This is a genomic window from Streptomyces sp. NPDC001717 (genome assembly GCF_042892775.1).
In the GTDB taxonomy this organism is placed as follows: domain Bacteria; phylum Actinomycetota; class Actinomycetes; order Streptomycetales; family Streptomycetaceae; genus Streptomyces.
Genome location: NZ_JBIAUK010000005.1, coordinates 44,581 through 63,580, shown reverse-complemented (window position 1 = coordinate 63,580; position 19,000 = coordinate 44,581). Strand labels below are relative to the sequence as shown.

General features: G+C 72.7%; 18 protein-coding genes. 9 read left to right on the top strand and 9 right to left on the bottom strand.

Annotated features, from left to right (window positions below; genetic code table 11):
• The first annotated feature begins 52 nt into the window (after positions 1 to 52).
• From ACFYZL_RS11575 to ACFYZL_RS11555, 5 genes are all read left to right on the top strand, one after another.
• Positions 53 to 1,378, top strand: coding sequence for a DUF2252 domain-containing protein (locus ACFYZL_RS11575; protein ID WP_388678246.1), 1,326 nt, complete (start codon positions 53 to 55; stop codon positions 1,376 to 1,378).
• A gap of 49 nt (positions 1,379 to 1,427) precedes the next feature.
• The gene (locus tag ACFYZL_RS11570) at positions 1,428 to 2,117 is read left to right on the top strand and encodes a hypothetical protein (RefSeq protein ID WP_384754758.1); all 690 of its coding nucleotides are present in this window, start codon (positions 1,428 to 1,430) and stop codon (positions 2,115 to 2,117) included.
• A 51-nt stretch (positions 2,118 to 2,168) separates the two neighbouring features.
• Positions 2,169 to 2,963 (top strand): DsbA family protein, encoded by a 795-nt coding sequence (locus ACFYZL_RS11565; RefSeq protein WP_384754755.1) that lies wholly within the window; start codon positions 2,169 to 2,171, stop codon positions 2,961 to 2,963.
• A gap of 130 nt (positions 2,964 to 3,093) precedes the next feature.
• A complete protein-coding gene (locus ACFYZL_RS11560; RefSeq protein WP_388678241.1) occupies positions 3,094 to 4,770 on the top strand; it encodes an alkaline phosphatase D family protein in 1,677 nt (558 codons plus the stop codon).
• 263 nt (positions 4,771 to 5,033) lie between these two features.
• A complete protein-coding gene (locus ACFYZL_RS11555) occupies positions 5,034 to 5,981 on the top strand; it encodes a zinc metalloprotease (protein ID WP_384754777.1) in 948 nt (315 codons plus the stop codon).
• 126 nt (positions 5,982 to 6,107) lie between these two features.
• Here the strand turns inward: ACFYZL_RS11555 and ACFYZL_RS11550 are convergent, their stop codons facing one another.
• Entirely contained in the window at positions 6,108 to 6,677 is a 570-nt protein-coding gene (locus ACFYZL_RS11550) for a dienelactone hydrolase family protein (RefSeq protein ID WP_384593508.1), read from the bottom strand.
• Positions 6,678 to 6,733: 56 nt separating this feature from the next.
• On the opposite strand from ACFYZL_RS11550, the gene ACFYZL_RS11545 reads away from it, so the two are divergent.
• On the top strand, positions 6,734 to 7,765 hold the full coding sequence (locus ACFYZL_RS11545) for a mechanosensitive ion channel family protein (protein ID WP_388678597.1): 1,032 nt from the start codon (positions 6,734 to 6,736) through the stop codon (positions 7,763 to 7,765).
• Positions 7,766 to 8,141: 376 nt separating this feature from the next.
• On the opposite strand, the gene ACFYZL_RS11540 is transcribed toward ACFYZL_RS11545, so the two are convergent.
• Entirely contained in the window at positions 8,142 to 9,530 is a 1,389-nt protein-coding gene (locus ACFYZL_RS11540; RefSeq protein WP_384758047.1) for an ATP-binding protein, read from the bottom strand.
• Positions 9,527 to 10,213 (bottom strand): response regulator transcription factor, encoded by a 687-nt coding sequence (locus ACFYZL_RS11535; RefSeq protein WP_384758044.1) that lies wholly within the window; start codon positions 10,211 to 10,213, stop codon positions 9,527 to 9,529. The genes ACFYZL_RS11540 and ACFYZL_RS11535 overlap by 4 nt, the downstream gene beginning before the upstream one ends.
• Before the next feature lie 73 nt (positions 10,214 to 10,286).
• Here ACFYZL_RS11535 and ACFYZL_RS11530 point away from each other — a divergent pair, with 73 nt between their 5' ends.
• Together ACFYZL_RS11530 and ACFYZL_RS11525 are read left to right on the top strand one after the other, a co-directional pair.
• A complete protein-coding gene (locus ACFYZL_RS11530) occupies positions 10,287 to 11,465 on the top strand; it encodes a glycosyltransferase (protein WP_384758041.1) in 1,179 nt (392 codons plus the stop codon).
• Complete coding sequence (locus ACFYZL_RS11525) at positions 11,462 to 12,472, top strand: SDR family NAD(P)-dependent oxidoreductase (RefSeq protein ID WP_384758038.1); 1,011 nt, start codon at positions 11,462 to 11,464, stop codon at positions 12,470 to 12,472. The genes ACFYZL_RS11530 and ACFYZL_RS11525 overlap by 4 nt, the downstream gene beginning before the upstream one ends.
• Here the strand turns inward: ACFYZL_RS11525 and ACFYZL_RS11520 are convergent.
• A complete protein-coding gene (locus ACFYZL_RS11520) occupies positions 12,463 to 13,047 on the bottom strand; it encodes a TetR/AcrR family transcriptional regulator (protein ID WP_384758036.1) in 585 nt (194 codons plus the stop codon). The genes ACFYZL_RS11525 and ACFYZL_RS11520 overlap by 10 nt on opposite strands.
• Before the next feature lie 63 nt (positions 13,048 to 13,110).
• Between ACFYZL_RS11520 and ACFYZL_RS11515 the strand changes: the two genes are divergently transcribed.
• Positions 13,111 to 13,602 carry an SRPBCC family protein gene (locus ACFYZL_RS11515; RefSeq protein ID WP_384758033.1) on the top strand — a complete coding sequence of 164 codons (492 nt, stop codon included), beginning with the start codon at positions 13,111 to 13,113 and terminating at the stop codon, positions 13,600 to 13,602.
• Between the two features lie 42 nt (positions 13,603 to 13,644).
• Here ACFYZL_RS11515 and ACFYZL_RS11510 read toward each other — a convergent pair whose 3' ends face one another.
• From ACFYZL_RS11510 to ACFYZL_RS11490, 5 genes are all read right to left on the bottom strand, one after another.
• Positions 13,645 to 15,237, bottom strand: a complete 1,593-nt coding sequence (locus ACFYZL_RS11510) for a Na+/H+ antiporter (protein WP_384758030.1) — start codon at positions 15,235 to 15,237, stop codon at positions 13,645 to 13,647.
• 315 nt (positions 15,238 to 15,552) lie between these two features.
• A complete protein-coding gene (locus tag ACFYZL_RS11505) occupies positions 15,553 to 15,975 on the bottom strand; it encodes a GNAT family N-acetyltransferase (RefSeq protein WP_384758114.1) in 423 nt (140 codons plus the stop codon).
• An 86-nt stretch (positions 15,976 to 16,061) separates the two neighbouring features.
• Positions 16,062 to 17,003 carry an RluA family pseudouridine synthase gene (locus ACFYZL_RS11500; RefSeq protein WP_384594528.1) on the bottom strand — a complete coding sequence of 314 codons (942 nt, stop codon included), beginning with the start codon at positions 17,001 to 17,003 and terminating at the stop codon, positions 16,062 to 16,064.
• 17 nt (positions 17,004 to 17,020) lie between these two features.
• The gene (lspA, locus tag ACFYZL_RS11495) at positions 17,021 to 17,581 is read right to left on the bottom strand and encodes a signal peptidase II (RefSeq protein ID WP_384594531.1); all 561 of its coding nucleotides are present in this window, start codon (positions 17,579 to 17,581) and stop codon (positions 17,021 to 17,023) included.
• Between the two features lie 121 nt (positions 17,582 to 17,702).
• Positions 17,703 to 18,518, bottom strand: a complete 816-nt coding sequence (locus ACFYZL_RS11490) for a TraR/DksA family transcriptional regulator (protein ID WP_384758109.1) — start codon at positions 18,516 to 18,518, stop codon at positions 17,703 to 17,705.
• Between the last annotated feature and the right edge of the window lie 482 nt (positions 18,519 to 19,000).

Below are 19,000 nucleotides of genomic sequence, written 5' to 3'. Positions count from 1 at the left end.
ACGTCCAGTCGGTCAGAACCCGTACCACCCCGTGCACCAGGAGGCATCCGCCATGGCGGTTCCCGAGACGACCGACGAGCAGCGCGCCGAGCAGATACTCGATGTGTTCGACACCGCCTTCGGTGAGCTGCTCGCCGCCGACCCCGCCGCCTTCCAGGTCAAATTCCGCAAGATGGCGGCCTCGGCCTTCGCCTTCTACCGGGGCACGGCCTGCCTCTTCTACGCCGACCTGGAGCGCGAGCGGCACGGCGGACCCTACCTGGACGACCGCACGGGCCGGGTGTGGATCCACGGTGACCTGCACGCCGAGAACTTCGGCACCTACATGGACTCCAACGGTCGGTTGATCTTCAACGTCAACGACTTCGACGAGGCCTACGTCGGCCCCTTCACCTGGGACCTCAAGCGCTTCGCCGCCTCCGTCGCCCTGATCGGCTACACCAAGGCGCTCAGCGACGAGCAGATCAGCTCCCTGGTGCGGACCTACGCGGCCGCCTACCGCGAGCGCATCCACCGGCTGGCCATCGGCGCCAAGAACGAGGAGGTCCCCTCCTTCACCCTCGACACCGCCGAGGGGCCCCTGCTGGGCGCCCTGCGCGACGCCCGCTCCCGCACCCGCTTCTCCCTGCTGGACTCGATGACCGAGATCCGCGACCACGAGCGCCGCTTCTCCGAGGGCGGCGGGGCCATCGAGCTGGACGCGGCCACCCGCTACAAGGTGCTGGCCGCCTTCGACGGGTACCTGGAGACCCTGCCGGAGGAGTCCCTCGTACGCCCGGACTCCTACCGGGTCAAGGACGTGGTGGGTCGCCGGGGCGTGGGCATCGGCTCGGCCGGCCTGCCCTCCTACAACATCCTGCTGGAGGGGCACAGCGACGCCCTGGAGAACGACGTCGTGATCTACCTCAAGCAGGCGCAGACCCCGGCCGTCTCCCGGCACATCACGGACCGGGCGGTGCGGGAGTACTTCCGGCACGAGGGCCACCGCACGGTGATCTCGCAGCGCGCCCTCCAGGCGCACGCCGACCCGTGGCTGGGCTGGACGGAGCTGGACGGCTCCGGGCAGCTGGTCGCGGAGGTCTCCCCGTACGCGGTGGACCTGGACTGGTCCGACCTGGACGACCCGGAGGAGATCGCGGCGGTGGTCGCGGACCTCGGCCGGGCCACGGCCACCATGCACGCCTCCGCCGACGAGGCGGAAAGCGGTCAGTCGCTGGTGCCCTTCTCCACCGAGCGGGCCATCGACGCGGCGATCGCCGCCGACGAGGAGGGCTTCGCGGAGCTGCTCGTGGACTTCGCCCACGCCTACGGGGCCCGCGCGCGGTCGGACCACCAGATCTTCGTGGACCTCTTCCGCAACGGCCGCATCACGCCGTAGGTCCGACCTCCGGCCCGCGTTCACAGACTCACGTGACAGACTCGCGGCGATGGACATATCAGGGGTGAGACTCCGGGGGCTGCGGGCCGCGCTGTTCAGCGCGCTCGTCGTGCTGCTCTCGGCCGGCTCGCACGTCCTCATGTCCCGGGTCCCGCTGCCGCCCGCGCCGGTCGTCGGGGCCTTCGCCGCCGTGTTCGGGCTCGCCTACGCGCTCGCCGGGCGCGAGCGGGGCTTCGGCTCCATCGCCGGGCTGCTCGTGCCGCTGGAGCTGGCCGCCGACACCGTCTTCACCTCCGGACAGCACGTCTGCTACGGCGCCGCGGGCGGCCCGGTCGCGGGCCCGCTGCGCGCCCTGGGCCTGGACGCGCTGTGCGGCGGCACCCCCGTGGGCGGGGCGCTGACCGGGGTGACCGGGCCCGCCGCCGATCCGGCCGCGCTCCTCGCGTCGCCCGGGCCGTGGGCCCCCTGGCTGCTGCTCGGCGCGCACGTCTCGGTCGGGCTGCTGGCCGCCGCGTGGCTGCACCGCGGCGAGCGGGCGCTGGGCCGGCTGCTGCGGGCGGTGGCCGCCTTCGCGTTCCGACCCCTGTCGCTGGCCGCGGCCGGGGCGGCGGGGTCCGTCGGGCCGAAGCCGCGGCCGTCGCGGCCGGCCCTCCCCGGCGTGGGGGCCCGTACGCGGTTCCCCGCGCACTCCGTGGGACGGCGGGGGCCTCCCGTACCCGGCGCGTTCGCGCGCGCCTGAGACACGTACGGCAGTCCACCCCTTCCCATGTCACACCCCACGGAGATCACGATGAGTGCACGCAACAGCCAGGCGAACAAGGCGGCGGCCCGCGAGAAGCTGCGCATCGAGCGCGAGAAGCAGGCCAAGAAGGACAAGGCGCGCCGCCAGGTGATCGTGGCGGGCGCCGTCGTCGCCGCCCTCGCGCTGGCCGGCGGCATCGGCTACGCGGTCGTCAAGGCGAACCAGCCCTCGGAGTGGGAGAAGGCCGCCGACGCGGCCCTGGTCGCGCCGAAGAACACCACCGGGGACAACGGCACGACCGTCGTCATCGGCAAGGCCGACGCCAAGAAGACCCTGGAGCTCTACGAGGACGCGCGCTGCCCCGTCTGCGCGCAGTTCGAGCAGACCTCCGGCTCGCAGATCAAGAAGGACGTCGACGCGGGCAAGTACAAGATCCAGTTCATCGGCGCCACCTTCCTGGACAAGGGCTTCGGCGGCACCGGCGCGAAGAACGCGTTGAGCGCGCTGGGCGCGGCCCTCAACGTCAGCCCCGAGGCGTTCCTGGAGTACAAGTCGGCCCTGTACTCCGCGGAGAACCACCCGGAGGAGAAGGACGACAAGTTCGCCAAGGACGAGTACCTGCTGAAGGTCGCGGACCAGGTCCCGGCGCTCAAGGGCAACGCCGAGTTCAAGAAGGCGGTCGAGGGCGGCACCTACGACCGCTGGGCGATCGAGATGTCCAAGGTCTTCGACAAGAGCGGTGTCCAGGGCACGCCGACGCTGAAGATGGACGGCAAGAAGATCGAGACCCCGCAGACGGCGGACCAGTTCACGGCGGCGATCGACAAGGCCATCGCCGGCTGATTCGAGCCGTTTCGCGGATGATGTCCGGATGATGTCCGGCAACACGGGCGGGTGAACTCCCAGAGTTCGCCCGTCCGTTGCCTTTCGGGGGATGGTACGGACGGCCTACCCGTCAGTAATGTGATCATCCGTGACCAGTCTTCTCGATTCCTCCTCCGAGCACCCCGCCGACGCCGCGAACCCCCGCCGCCGTACGGTCGTCCTCGCCGCGGCCGCCACGGCCGCCCTCGCCCCGATGGCCGCCACACTGGGCGCCCCCGCCGCCCACGCCGCCGCGGGCGCGCCCGCGTTCCTGCACGGCGTCGCCTCCGGAGACCCGCTGCCCGACGGGGTCCTGCTGTGGACCCGCGTCACCCCGACCCCCGAGGCCGTGCCCGGCTCCGGGCTCGGCCCCGCCACCTCGGTGAGCTGGGAGGTGGCCGCGGACAAGGCCTTCTCCCGGGTCGTCGCCAGTGGCACGACCTCCACGAGCGCCGCCACCGACCACACGGTCAAGGTGGACGTGCGCGGACTCCAGCCGCAGACCGCGTACTGGTACCGGTTCACCGCCGGCACCACCGTCTCCCCCGCGGGCCGCACCCGGACCACGGCGGGGCACGACGTCACCACGGCCGGGGTCCGTTTCGGCGTGGTCTCCTGCGCCAACTGGGAGTCCGGCTACTTCTCCGCGTACCGCCACCTGGCCGCCCGTACCGACCTGGACGCGGTCCTGCACCTGGGCGACTACATCTACGAGTACCAGACCGGGGGCTACCCGGAGGACAAGTACGTGGTGCGCCGGCACGAGCCGAAGCACGAGATCCTCTCGCTCGCCGACTACCGCACCCGGCACGGCAACTACAAGACGGACGCCGACCTCCAGGCCCTGCACCACGCCCACCCGATCGTCGCCATCTGGGACGACCACGAGTTCGCGAACGACGCCTGGTCGGGCGGCGCCGAGAACCACACGCCCGGCGCCGAGGGCGAGTGGGCGGCCCGCGCGGCCGTCGCCAAGCAGGCCTACTTCGAGTGGATGCCCGTACGCGCCTCCATCGCCGGCACCGTCTACCGGCGGCTGCGCTTCGGCACCCTCGCCGATCTGCACCTGCTCGACCTGCGCTCGTTCCGCTCGCAGCAGGTCAAGGTCGGCAGCGGTTCGGTGGACGACCCGGAGCGCACCATCACCGGGCGCGCCCAGCTGGACTGGCTGAAGGCGGGGCTCGCGAACTCGAACGCGACCTGGAAGCTGGTCGGCACCTCGGTGATGATCTCGCCGGTGGCCTTCGGCTCGCTGCCCGCGCACCTGCTGGGGCCGCTGACGAAGCTGCTGGGCCTCCCCGAGGGCGGCATAGCGATCAACGTGGACCAGTGGGACGGCTACACGGACGACCGCAAGGAACTGCTCGGCCACCTGAAGGACCGGAACATCAAGAACACGGTGTTCCTGACCGGCGACATCCACATGGCGTGGGCGAACGAGGTGCCGGTGAACATGGCCACGTACCCGGGTTCGGGCACGGCGGCCACGGAGTTCGTCGTCACCTCGGTGACCTCCGACAACATCGACGACATCCTGCACGTGCCGGCGGACACCGCCTCGCTGGTCGCGGAGGCTGCCATCAAGGCCGCCAACTGGCACGTGAAGTGGCTGGACATGGACTCCCACGGCTACGGCGTCCTCGACGTGACGGCCGAGCGCTCGCAGATGGACTACTACGCGGTTTCGGACAAGCGGCGCCAGGACGCCACGTCCGCGTGGGAGCGCTCGTACCGGACGCTCAACGGGACCCAGAAGGTGGAGCGGGTGTGGCAGCCGGTCCGCTGACTCGCCGGCCACCACAGGATTTCCGGACAAAATAACTGACTGACCGTCAATTTTACGCCGCAGAGGGGCGTCTGGTGCAGACCAGGCGCCCCTCTGTCATCACATGCAACAAATCTTTTACGCAAGGGTCTTGACCCCTGCATGTCATGAACACATAAGCTTCCCGCCAACGTGGAGAAGATCCTTCACGCCAATCCCCCCCCACGCGAGGAGCACACGTGCGCGCTGTCGCCCGCATATCCCCCCTTCTTCGCCGCCGCCTGATGGGCACGGCGGTCCTGGCCGGAACCCTGGCGTTCACCCCGCTCGCCGCCCCCACCACCCTGGCCGCCGCCAAGTCCCCCGCCGAGGCGTGCGCCCAGGAATCCGGCATCGCCGCCAACGCCCGTGCCGCCCGCCCCAAGGAGCAGCACGCCGCCGACCCCAACGAGCTCACCGACGCCCAGGCCAAGGCCATGGACGCCGACATGAAGGCGAAGCTCGACAAGGCGCTGAAGAACCAGCCCCAGCGCGGCCTGGCCGCCGCCGAGGCCGTCGTCACCATCCCGGTGTACGTCCACGTGGTGCACTCCGGCACCACCGGAAAGCTGACGTCCACCCAGATCAACAACCAGATCTCGGTCCTCAACGCCGCCTACGGCGGCCAGGGCACCGGGAACGTGAACACCAACTTCCAGTTCACGCTGGCGGGCACCGACTACACGGACAACGCCACCTGGTACAACCTGACCGACGGCTCGCAGGCCGAGAAGGACATGAAGACGACCCTGCGCAAGGGCGGCGCCGGCGCGCTGAACTTCTACACCGCCAACCTCGGCGGCGGCCTGCTCGGCTGGGCGACCTTCCCGACGTCCTACAACTCCGCCCCCAACATGGACGGCGTGGTCGTGCTCGACACCTCCCTGCCGGGCGGCTCCGCCACCAACTACAACGAGGGCGACACCGCGACCCACGAGGTCGGCCACTGGATGGGGCTGTACCACACCTTCCAGGGCGGCTGTAACGGCAACGGCGACTACGTCTCCGACACCCCGGCCGAGAAGACCGCGGCCTACGAGTGCCCGACCGGCCGCGACAGCTGCACCAGCAAGCCGGGCGTGGACCCGATCCACAACTTCATGGACTACACGTACGACTCCTGCATGTACCAGTTCACCGCGGGCCAGGTGGCCCGCATGAAGAGCAGCTGGACCGCCTACCGGGCGGGCTGAACCCCGGCCGCGTGAACACGGGTGCGGGGCACGGACCGGCGAACGCCGACCCGTGCCCCGCACCTTTTCGCAGAAATTTCCCCACAGGACCCGCTGGACCCACTGGACCCACAGAACCCGCAGGGCCTACAGGGAATCCAGGAACGCCAGGGCGACCTTCCAGGTCTGCTCGGCGGCCTCGGCGTCGTAGTCGTCCAGCCCCGGGTCGGTGAACAGGTGCCCGGCGCCCGGGTAGCTGTGGACCTCCACGTCGGCCCCGGCCCGCTGCATCCGCAGGTACCAGGCCGTCAGCCAGTCGTGCGGCTCGAAGGGGTCCGGGTCCGCGATGTGCAACTGGACGGGCAGCTCGTCCACCGAGGCGTCCTCCTCCAGGTCCGCCGTCCCGTGCAGGAGCAGCAGGCCGCGCGCCTTCTCGTCGGCCATCGCCAGGTGCTGCGCCACGGAACCGCCGAAGGAGAAGCCCGCGTACACCAGCCCCTGGTCGGAGTGGGGCGCGGAGGCCAGCACCGCGCGCTTGAGCAGCTCGTCACGGCCGATCTCGTCCCGGTGGGCCATGCCCTCCTCGACGGTCTCGAAGGTGCGCCCCTCGAAGAGGTCCGGCACCTGGACCTGGTGCCCGGCCGCGCGCAGCCGGTCGGCCGCCGCGTGCACCGCGGGCCGCAGCCCGTACGTCGAGTGGAAAAGCATGATGTTCATGCCCCCATCGTGCCAGTTCGCCCGCGCGCCTTCCCGATACGTTCTCCCCCATGGAGATCGAGAGCGTTCTGCGTCCCGCGGCGGTCCTCGGCGGCTCGCTGGCGGTCACCCTGATCGCGGGCTGGGCCGCCGACCTGGTGCTCCGCCGGGCGGCCGACCGGCACCCCGAAACCCCGCTCTGGGGTCTGCTGCGCCACTGCCGACTGCCCTTCCAGGTGGTGCTCTGCGCCTCGCTGCTCAGAGGCGCCTACCGGCAGGCCGGGATCCTTCCCGACCACGCCTTCGTCGTCGGCAGCGTCCTCAACCTGGTGCTGATCGCCTCGGTGGCCTGGCTGGCGGTCCGCATCGCGACGGCCGCCGTCGACTCGGTGTACGCGCGCTACGCCCGGGCGGCCGCGGACGAGGCCCGGGTCCGCCGGGTCCGCACCCAGGTCACGCTGATCCACCGGGTGGTCAGCGCGGTGGTGATCGTGGTCGCCGTCGCGAGCATGCTGTTGACCTTCCCCCAGATGCGGGCGGTCGGCGCCTCGATGCTGGCCTCGGCGGGCGTCCTCGGCATCGTCGCGGGCATCGCGGCCCAGGCCGCGCTGGGCAACCTCTTCGCCGGCCTCCAGATCGCCTTCGGCGACACCGTCCGCATCGGCGACACGGTGGTCGTCGACAAGGAGTGGGGCACGGTCGAGGAGATCACGCTGACCTTCCTCACCGTCCGCACCTGGGACGAGCGCCGCATCACGATGCCGGTGTCGTACTTCACGAGCAAGCCGTACGAGAACTGGTCGCGCGGCGGCGCGGAGATGACCGGGACGGTCTACCTCCACCTGGACCACGGCGCGCCGGTCCCGCTGCTGCGGGACCACCTGGAGCGGTTGCTGCCCGACATCCCGGAGTGGGACGGCCGCGCCTGGGCCCTCGTGGTGACGGACACCACACCGCACACCATCCAGATCCGGGCGACGGCGACCGCGAAGGACTCCGCCGACGTCTGGACGCTGCGCTGCACGATCCGCGAACAGCTGATCACCTGGCTCTCCACCCACCACCCCGACGCCCTCCCCCGCCTGGCCCCTCCGGACCCGGCCCCCTGACACCCCGCGCCGTCGGGGCCGGTTGCGCGCCCCCGCAGAGCGAACGCCGGTGCTCAACGGCCCGGCCCCGACGGCCCACCCTGCGGCCCGGCTCTGGCAGGGTGCCGCTGCGCGGAGCCGGTCCCCTACCCGCCCTTCCACCGTTCCCCGGGGCTCCGCCCCGGACCCCGCGCCTCAAACGCCGGCGAGGCTGAGATGGCCGCGCCCTCCGGGCAGACCCGCCGCGCCTGACGGACGGCGGCAGCCAATCCAGCCCCGCCGGCGTTTGAGGCGCCGCCGGAGGCACATCAGCCCGTCCGGCGATTGAGGACCCGGGGGCCGGGGGCGGCCCAGACGGCCCCTCGCGGGGTGCGGGGCGGAGCCCCGGGAAGGGCGGTCAGGTGGGGGCGGCGGGGAAGACGACACGGAACAGCGCCCCACCCCCCGGCGCCGCCTCGGCAACCAGCTCCGCCCCGTGCGCCCGCGCGATCTGCCGCGCCATCGCCAACCCCAGCCCCGACCCCGGCAGGGCCCGCGCCGCCCCCGCCCGGTAGAACCGGTCGAAGACGTACGGCAGGTCCTCCGCCGCGATCCCCGGCCCGTGGTCCCGTACCGTCACCTCCGGCACGCCGGAACCGTGAGCCAGGTCCACCTCCACCGGCGTACCCCCGGGACTGAACTTCGCCGCGTTGTCGAGCAGATTGGACAGCAGCCGGCTGAGCCGCGCCGGCACCCCGGCGACCACCACCGCCTCCGTCCGCACCACGAACGGCACGCCGGGCCAGTGCGCCCGCGCCCCCTCCACGCACCGCTCCACCACCGCGTCCAGCCGTACCCGCTCGACCAGCGGCGTCGGCTCCTCGTCCCGGGCCAGTTCGATCAGGTCGTTCACCAGCCCCGTCACCTCCCGCAGCTGCCGCCCCAGCGCGGCCGACGCCCGCTCCCGCTGGGCGTCGGTCAGCCGCTCGGCCCTCGCCAGCAGCTCCGCGTTGGTCCGCAGGGCCGTCAGCGGGGTCCGCAGTTCGTGCGAGGCGTCCGCGACGAGCCGCCGCTGGGCGGTGACGGACTGTTCCAGCTCGCCGAGCATGGTGTTGAAGCTCCCGGCGAGCCGCGTGATCTCGTCCTCCCTGCCGGGCGGGGGCAGTTCGATCCGGTGCCGGGGGTCCCTCGTCGCCGCGATCCGCTCGGCCGTCGCGGTCAGCCGGGTCACCGGCGCGAGCCCGGTCCGGGACACCCAGTACCCCAGTACGGCGGCCAGCAGTACCCCGGCCGCCGCCGTCAGCAGGAGCCACCGGGAGGCCTCCTCGATGCCGGCCTCGACGGTGTCCGCCCGCAGCGCCACCTGCAGCGCACGCCCCTTGGCGTAGTCGGTGGTGAGCATCCGCGCGGGGTGACCGGCCACCGCGATGTTCGTGTGGTACGGGGCCCGTTCCCCGGCCGCGACCTCCCGCGCGGCCGGGGCCACGGGGAGCTGCCCGGGCCTTTGCGGATCGTCGGCCGGGTCGGCCGCCACCACCTCCGCGCAGGCGGGGGCGGCCAGGAACCGGCACTCCCCCGCGAGGGTGCCCGCCGGCTCGCCCGGGTTGCGCTGGGCGGCGAGCCGGGCGGACTGGGTGAGGCTGAGGTCGAGCTGCTCGTACAGCGCGGACCGTACGACGAGGTAGGCGGCCGCGCACACCCCGACGGCCACGAACGCCACCGCCGCGGTGACGGCCAGCGCCAGCCTGGTCCGCAGCGGCCGCCGCCTGCGCCAGACGCCCCCGAGCCGCCGCCGGCCCCCGCTCACACCGCGTCCAGCCGGTAGCCGACCCCGTGCACGGTGTGGACCAGCCGCGGCTCGCCCGCGGCCTCCAGCTTCCGGCGCAGGTAGCCGACGTACACCGCGAGGGAGTTGGAGTCCGGCCCGAAGTCCCGCCCCCACACCAGCTCCAGGATCAGCTCGCGCGGCAGCACCTGCCCGGGGTGCCGCAGCAGCAGCTCCAGCAGCGCGGCCTCGGTGCGGCTGAACTCCAGCGGCCGCCCGCCCCGCCGCCCGGTGCGGGTCTCCGGGTCCAGTTCGAGATCGCCGAAGGCGAGCGGGGCGCCGCCCGCCGGCTCCGGCGCGGCCCGCCGCAGCAGCGCCCGTACCCGGGCGACCAGCTCGTCCAGTGCGAACGGTTTGACGAGGTAGTCGTCGGCCCCCGCCTCCAGCCCGTCGACCCGTTCGCTGACGGAATCGAGCGCGGTCAGGACGAGTACGGGCGTACGGTCCCCCATCGCGCGCAGCTGCCGGCACACCCCGAGCCCGTCGAGCACCGGCATCATCACGTCCAGGACGACGGCGTCCGGCTCCCAGCCCGCCACCTCGGACAGCGCGGCGAGCCCGTCCGCCGCTCCCCGCACCTCGTACCCCTCGACGGCGAGGCCGTCCTCCACGGCGGCCCTCACCTCGGGTTCGTCGTCGACCACCAGAATCCGCTGCGCGCTCATGGGGCAAAGCCTGCCAAACCCGGTGATGTGAACCTCTTAGAACCTTCTTAGGGCACACCGGGAGGGTGCGGCCATGAGCACTCGAACCACACTCTCCGTCGTGATCGGTGCGGGCGGCACCGGTGGCCACATCTATCCGGGGCTCGCCCTCGCCGAGGCGCTGCGCGCGGCCGTCCCGGGCGCCGTGGTCTCGTTCATCGGCACCGAGCGGGGGCTGGAGACCGAGCTGATCCCGGGCGCCGGCCACCGCCTGCACACCGTCGACATGATCCCCTTCGATCCGGCGCTGGGCGCGAAGCGGTACCTGCTGCCCGCCGCCCTGCTGCACTCGGCGCACCAGGCCCGGTCCGTGATCCGGGCGCAGGGCGCACAGGTCGTGGTCGGCATGGGCGGCTATCCGAGCGCGCCGGCCGTGCTGGGCGCCCGGCTGGCGGGGCTGCCGGCGGTGATCCACGAGTCGAACGCGGTGCCCGGCCGGGCCAACCGGTTCGCGGCCCGGCTCACCCCGCACGTGGCGGTGGCCTTCGACCGCAGCCGGGAGCATCTGGCGGGCGGGGCGCGGGCGCTGACCACGGGGATGCCGATCTCGGCGGCCCTGTCGGGGCTCGCGGAACTCTCCCGGCCGCGGCGGGCGGCGCTGCGCACCGAGGCGCGGCGGGCGCTGCGGGTTCCCGACGGGCGGCGCCTGGTCGTCTTCAACGGCGGCAGCCTCGGCGCGGTCCGGCTGACCAGGGCCGCGGCCGGGCTGGCCGGGCTCTGGCAGTGGCGGGACGACGTGCAACTGCTGGTCAAGACGGGCCCGGCGGCCCTGCCGGACACGGTGGCCGATCTCGCCGCGTCGGGCGGGCAGCGGATCGCGCGGGCCGTGCCGTACCTGGACCGGATGGACCTGGTGTACGCGGCGGCCGACCTGGTGGTGTGCCGGGCGGGTTCGGCGACGGTGGCGGAGTTGGCGGCGACGGGCGTCCCGTCGGTCCTCGTCCCCTACCCGCACGCCCCGGGCGACCACCAGACCCACAACGCGCGGGTGCTGTCCGACGCGGGCGCGGGGCTGTTGCTGCCCGACGCGGAGGCCACCGCCGAGCGCCTCGCCGAGCTGGTGGGCCCGCTGCTGGCCGACCCGGCCCGGCTGTCGGCGATGGCCGGCGCCGCCGACCCCGGCCCGCACGCGCGGGCCGCCGAACTGCTGGCCGCGGAGGTCCTGCGCGTGGCCGGCTTCCCCCTTCCCCTTCCGACCCTGGAGCGCGTATGAACATCCCGACGAACGACAGCTGGGCCGACCGCACCGTCCTGGTCACAGGAGCCGAGGGATTCATCGGTTCGACCCTCGTCGACCTGCTGGTGGCGCGCGGGGCGCGGGTGCGCGCCTTCGTGCACTACAAGCCGTACGCCGAGAAGGGCCACCTGGCCCGCTACCTGGCCGACCCCGGCGGCCCGGTGGAGATGTGGGCGGGCGACGTGCGTGACGCGGGCCGGGTCGGTGACGCGGTGGCGGGCTGCGACACCGTCTTCCACCTGGCGGCCCTGATCGGCATCCCGTACAGCTACGCCTCGCCGGGCGCGTACGTGCAGACGAACGTGACGGGCACGGAGAACATGGCGGAGGCCTGCCGCCGCCACGGCGTGCGCCGCCTGGTGCACACCTCCACGAGCGAGGTCTACGGAACGGCCCTCACCGCGCCCATCTCCGAGAGCCACCCGCTCCAGCCGCAGTCCCCGTACTCCGCCTCGAAGATCGGCGCGGACATGATGGCGCTCTCGTTCCACCACGCCTTCGACCTCCCGGTGACGGTGGTCCGCCCCTTCAACACCTACGGCCCGCGCCAGTCGGCCCGTGCGGTGATCCCCACGATCCTGGCGCAGCTGCACGCGGGCTCCCGGGAGATCCGTCTCGGCTCGACCACTCCCACCCGGGACTTCACGTACGTGACGGACACGGCCGAGGGCTTCCTCGCGGTGGCGGAGTGCGACCGGGCGCTCGGCGAGGTGGTCAACCTCGGCACGGGCGAGGAGATCTCCATCGGCGACCTGGCCCGGGCGCTGATCACGGCCTCGGGCCGGGAGGCGGAGGTGGTGGTGGACCCGGCCCGCCTGCGCCCTTCGGGCAGCGAGGTCCACCGGCTCCTGTCGGACAACTCGCGCGCCCTGCACTGGGCGGGCTGGAAGCCGCAGGTCTCCCTCCCCGAGGGCCTGCGCCGGACCTCGGACTGGATCGCGGCGAACCTGCACCTCTTCGCCCCGGACCGCTATCAGGTCTGAAGCAACGCCTGGGCGCACCGCTCCGCGAGGTCCTCGGCGTACGGAGGCATCGGTTCCCCGGCCCGCAGGTGCCGGCGCACCACGGTCAGCGGCAGGTCGATGAGGGCCAGGGTGACCCGCTCCCAGTCCTGGGCCCCGGCGGCGCCGAGCGCCGTGCCGCGCTCGCGGAGGGAGGCGAAGACACGGCGGTTGCCCGTGTTCGCCCGCTCCCGGTGCTCCTCGGACCAGTCGGACTCGCCGAATGCCCCGGCACCGTGAAGGAGGAGCGAGGCCTCCTCCGGATGGGCCCGGCTCCAGGAGACCACGTGCCGGGCGGCCGCGACGGCGGCCCGGCACGGGTCGGGATCGCCGTGGAGCGCGTCGACCCAGCCCTCCTGGAACCGCTCGACGGTCCGCAGCCACACCTCGGCGAGGAGGGCCGGGCGTCCGGAGAAGCGGTGGTACACGGATCCGCTGGGCGCGCCGATCGCCTGGGCGACGGCGGACATGGTGACGCCGCCCGGTCCGGCGGCGGCTGCGAGGCGGACGGCGGCGTCGAGGATCTGGTCGCTGTCGAAGCGGGGTGGTCTGGCCATGAATCAGAGAGTACCCTCCAAATTATTGGAGACCAATCTCCAATATCCAGGGGAGGATGCCGCATGGCCGTCTACAACGTGCACGAACGCCTGCTCACCGCCAAGGACAGCGAGGTGGGGGCGCTGATCGACACGATCTCCGCAGGCCCGGCGGACCGGCTCTGGCCGCACGCGGACTGGCCCGCGGTGCGCTTCGACCGCGGCCTGACGGTCGGTTCGGCCGGCGGCCACGGCCCGGTCCGCTACACGATCACGGCGTACGTGCCCGGCACCTGGATCCGCTGCACGTTCACCGGGCCGCGCGGTTTCCACGGCTTCCACGAGTTCGTCGTACTGCCCGTCGACGAGGACCGCACCGTGCTGCGCCACACGCTCGCGATGCGCGCCACCGGTCCGGCCCGCGCGACCTGGCCGCTCGTCTACCGCCCGCTGCACGACGCCGTGCTGGAGGACTGCCTGGACCGCGCGGAGCTCGCCTGCACCGGCGCCCTCGCCCGCCCCGCCCGCTGGAGCCCGTACGTCCGCTTCCTGCGCGCGCTGCTCCGCCGGAACTGAGCGGAACGCGACGCCTACGGACTCCGCAGGAGCCTGCGCCCCCTACGGACTCCGCAGGCTCCGCACGTCCAGGTGGCGCAGGACCTGGTCGACGATCTCCGGATCGGCGCCGGGCTCGCTGCGGGCGGAGAGCACTTCGTGCCGGGCCGCCGACATCATCTCGCGCTGGATCCGCTGGATGTCCCGGAGCCGCTCCACCCGCTTCGCGTACGCCTCCCGCCGCTCCTCGTCGACCATGTCGGGGCTGATCCTGGCGCCCACGTCGTACGCGCGCCGCTGCAGCAGCTCGACCAGGTCCTCCGGCAGCTCCTCGACCTCCTCGATCTCCTTCAGCCGCCGCTTCGCGGCCTTCGCGGCGCGGATCGCGAGCCTGCGCCGGCTCTCCGCCTCCGCGTCCGCGTCGGCCTCCACCCCCAGCCTCCGCACCAGCCACGGCAGGGTGAGCCCCTGGCACACCAGGGTCGTCATGATCACGGCGAAGGCGATGAAGACGATTTCGTCGCGCGCCGGGAACGGGTCGCCGGCATCCGTCTTGAACGGGATCGCCAGCGCGAGCGCCACCGAGGCCACCCCGCGCATCCCGGCCCACCACATCACCACGCTCTCCCGCCAGCTCAGCGGGATCTCCTCGTCGAGGTCACGCAGCGAGTGCAGCCGCTTGGCGAGCCAGCCGGCCGGCAGCAGCCACACCAGCCGCACGCCGACCACCACGCCGACGATGGCTGCGGCCCACCCGACGAGCTCCCAGGGACGGCCCGTCGCGGCGGTGAAGACGTTGTGCAGCTCCAACCCGATCAGTCCGAACGCCACCCCGGTGACCAGCATGTCGACGACTTCCCAGAAGGTGTGCCCGGCCAGCCGCCCCAGCACGTCGTCGGCGTCGGACGCGTACTCCGCGAGGAACAGGGCCGTCGTCAGCACGGCCAGCACCCCCGAACCCTGCAGTTCCTCGGCCACCACGTACGAGACGAACGGCACGAGCAGCGTCAGACCGATCTGCAGCGTGGCGTCGCCGAGCCGCCCCATGAGCCGATTGGTGGCCCATCCCAGCGCCAGCCCGACGGCCACGGCGACGACGGCCGACAGCACGAACTCCCCGAGCGCGTCGGGCCAGGAGAAGCTGCCGCTGACGGCGGCGGCGATGGCCACGTGGTACAGCACGATGGCGGTCACGTCGTTGAAGAGCCCCTCGCCCTCCAGGATCGACACCATCCGGCGGGGCAGCCCGAGCGATCCCGCCACGGCGGTGGCCGCGACCGGGTCGGGCGGCGCGACGAGCGCCCCGAGCGCGACGGCGGCGGCGATCGGCAGCCCGGGCACGATGGCGTGCGCGACGAAGCCGACGGCCGCGGTGGTGACGAACACCAGGGCCACGGCCAGCAGGAAGATGGGCCGCACGTTGGCGGCGAACTGCCGCCAGGAGGTGCGCTGCGCGGAGGCGTACAGCAAGGGCGGCAGCAGCAGCGGCAGGATGTACTCGGGCGGGATGTCGACGTTGGGCACGGCGGGCACCAGCGCGAGGACCGCTCCGCCGATGGTCATCAGGACGGGCGAGGGCAGCCCGAGCCGGTCCCCGAACGGCACGCTGACGACGGCCCCGAGCAGCAGCACGAACAGCAGGGCAAGCTGATCCATCCCCCACACCCTGCCGCACCGCTCGCCGCGGAAGGCTGTGCCCCGCCGCGCAGGCACCCGGGGCTCCGCCCAGGACCCCGCGCCTCGATCGCCGGCGCGGCTCGGGTTCGCCTCCGGCGGCGCCTCAAACGCCGGCGGGGCTGGATTCGGCTGCTGCCGTCCGCCAAGCGGGGCCGAGTTGCCCGCAGGGCAATTCCAGCCCCGCCGGCGTTTGAGGCGCGGGCGCGGAGCGCCGTGCTGTGACCTGTACGAGCGGGGGCCAGGGCAGGCCCCGGGGAACGGGGGAAGGCCGGGTGGGGGACGAGCCCCGCAGGGTTACGGCAGGGCCCGCCGCATCGCCCGGTGCGCAATGCCCGCGTCCTGGAACTCCGGCCCGTACGCCACGTACCCGAGCCGCTCGTAGAAGCCGAGCGCGTGCGTCTGCGCGCCCAGATCCACGGCGGCCAGCCCGAGGGCGACGGCCTCCGCCTCGATCGCCCGCACCAGCGCGACCCCCACACCCAGCCCGCGCGCGACCTTCCGCACGGCCAGCCGCCCCAGCGAACCGACCTCCGGCGAGCCGGTCTTGCCCAGCGCGGCAGCGCCGTGCAGCAGCCGTCCGGTACCCAGCGGGAGCCCGTCCGCGCCCACGGCCAGCACGTGCACCGCGCCCGCGTCGTACGCGTCGTACTCGATCGACTCCGGTACGGACTGCTCGACCACGAACACCTCGGTCCGCACGGCGAAGCAAGCCGCCATGTCGGCCTCCCCCGAGGCGACCCTCACCTCGAAGCCGGCCGACTCCGAGGCCGCCGCCGAAGCCGCGTCCGAACCCGCCTGCGAGGTCACTCGCTCTCCGCGCGGATCACGTCCAGCGCGTGCTGGAGGTCCGCCGGGTAGTTGCTCTCGAACTCCACCCACTGCCCGTCCGCCGGGTGCTCGAAGCCGAGCCGCACCGCGTGCAGCCACTGCCGGGTCAGCCCCAGCCGCTTCGCCACCGTCGGGTCCGCGCCGTAGGTGAGGTCGCCGACGCAGGGGTGCCGGTGCGCGGACATGTGCACGCGGATCTGGTGCGTGCGGCCGGTCTCCAGCTTGATGTCGAGCAGCGAGGCCGCGCGGAACGCCTCGATCAGGTCGTAGTGCGTGACCGAGGCCTTGCCGTCCTGGGTCACGGCCCACTTGTAGTCCGCGCTGGGGTGCCGGCCGATCGGCGCGTCGATGGTGCCGCTCATCGGGTCCGGGTGGCCCTGGACCAGCGCGTGGTAGCGCTTGTCGACGACGCGCTCGCGGAACTGGTTCTTCAGCGAGGTGTACGCGCGCTCCGACTTGGCGACGGCCATCAGACCGGACGTGCCGACGTCGAGGCGGTGCACGATGCCCTGGCGCTCGGACGCGCCGGAGGTCGAGATCCGGTAGCCGGCGGCGGCGAGCCCGCCGATGACGGTGGTGCCGGTCCAGCCGGGGCTCGGGTGGGCGGCGACGCCGACCGGCTTCATGATGACGACGATGTCGTCGTCATCATGGACGATCTCCATGCCGGGGACCGGCTCGGCGACGACCTCGACCGGGCGCGGCGGCGTGGGCATCTCGACTTCGAGCCAGGCGCCGCCGTGGACGCGCTCGGACTTCCCGACGACGCTTCCGTCGACCGCCACCTTCCCGTCGGCCGCGAGTTCGGCCGCCTTCGTCCGGGAAAACCCGAACATACGGGCGATGGCGGCGTCGACGCGCTCGCCTTCGAGGCCATCGGGAACGGGCAGGGTGCGGATCTCGGGATTGGTACTCACCCGTCGAGTATGCCTTGTCAGTCCTTGTGGACGGTGCCGTCCGGGTCCAGGCCCTTGAACGACAGCAGGACGATCAGGATGCCGCCGCACACGATCGCGGTGTCCGCGAGGTTGAACACGGCGAAGTGGGCCGGTGCGATGAAGTCGACGACGGCGCCCCGGAAGACGCCCGGCGAACGGAAGATCCGGTCGGTCAGATTGCCCAGCGCACCGCCGAGCAGCAGGCCCAGCGCGATCGCCCACGGCAGGCTGTAGAGCTTGCGTGCCAGCCGGACGATCACCACGATCACGGTGGCCGCGATGCAGGTGAAGATGATCGTGAAGGCCTCGCCGAAGCCGAAGGCGGCTCCCGGATTGCGGACCGCCTCGAACTTCAGCAGGTCGCCGATGATCTCGATCGGCGGCTGGTGCTCCAGCTTCGCCACGACCACCATCTTGCTGCCGAGGTCCAGCAGGTACGCGAGCACCGCGACGACGAGCAGCGCGACGATCCGCCGGCGCCCCTTGGGCTGAGCGGTCTCCGGCTGGGCATCGTCCCCGACCTCCGGCGTACCGATGATGCTCTCCGCCTCTGCCACGTGAGTCCCTCGAACTAGCTCGAACCGGCTTGCTGACCAGACACGAGGGTACGTCAGGCCGCCGTCGGGCCGGCCTCCCACCGCCCGCCCGCTTTCCGGCCGCCCGCGCGCCTCCGCGGAGTCAGTGCCTGCGCTCCTGCTTCTGCTTGCAGTCCACGCACAGCGTGGCCCTCGGGAAGGCCTGCATCCTCGCCTTGCCGATCGGCTTCCCGCAGTTCTCGCAGAGCCCGTAGGTGCCCGCGTCCATGCGTTCCAGGGCCCGCTCGGTCTGCTCCAGCATCGAGGTCGCGTTCGCCGCGAGGGCCAGCTCGGACTCCCGGGTGATGTTCTTGGTGCCCGTGTCGGCCTGGTCGTCGCCCGCGCCGTCGCCCGAGTCGCGCATGAGGCCCGAGATGGCCACCTCCGAGGCGTCGAGTTCCGCGCGCAGCCGCAGGACCTCCGTCATGAGCTCGCTGCGGGCCTCCGCGACCTCCTGGGGGGTCCAGGGGTCCTCCCCGGGCCGTACGGCGAGCTCGCCCGGTTCGGTGACCGTCGTGACACTCGTCTTGGGCAGTCCGCTCGTGGCGGCCGCGGCCGTCTTCCTCGCCGCGCCGCTGCTCTTCTTGGCAACCACTTTCCGGACTCCCGTCTTCTTCGCGGCCTGCGCCGCCCCCTCGGCTCCGGCCTTCTTGGCCGGGGCCTTCCGCGTCGCCTTCACGGCGGTGGTGTTCTCGGCGCCGGCGGCCGCCGCCTTGGCGGCGGGAGCCGTCTTCGCGGCCACGGCCTTCCTGGCGGCCTTCTTCGCGACGGCCTTCCCGGTCGCTCCGCTCGGCGGCTTCCCGTCCGCGGCGCTCTTCGTCGAGGCCTTCCTGGCCGGCTCCTCCCCGGCGGCGGCCGATGCGGCAGCCGTCCTGGCAGTACTCCCGGCGGTACTCCCGGCGGTCTTTTTCGCCACCATGGACGCGGCCCCTTCACATACTGTGATCTTTGCTCGCGAATCGTGCCGGAACGATAAATCGACTCCAGTCCCGCGGCAACGGGGCACGCTTCCGTCGAGGCCAACCTGCATCCGTTGTGCCCAGCAGGGGGCCTCGTAATCCGCCCCACCCGCCCCACCTGGATCCCTTCCGGCCCGTCAGCCCGTTCGGGGCACCCCCGGCGCCCCCGCGGGCCCGGCACGGGAGCCCGTACGAGGGCCCCTGCCGGCCCCCGCGCCGCCGAAAACCGGTCTGCCGACCGCCGCCCGGGCCCGTACACTGGGCCCAGCGAAAGGCATGGATGGGGACGAGTAGCGTCGGACGCAGCCAGGAGCGACCCGGGGACGGTGAGAGCCCGGGGGCGAGCGCGACGCGAAGGATCACCCCGGAGCCGCCGGAAGAAAGCCCGCACGGATCCCGCAGGGAGCCGCAGGGCCGCTAGAACCGGCTTCGCACCCCAATG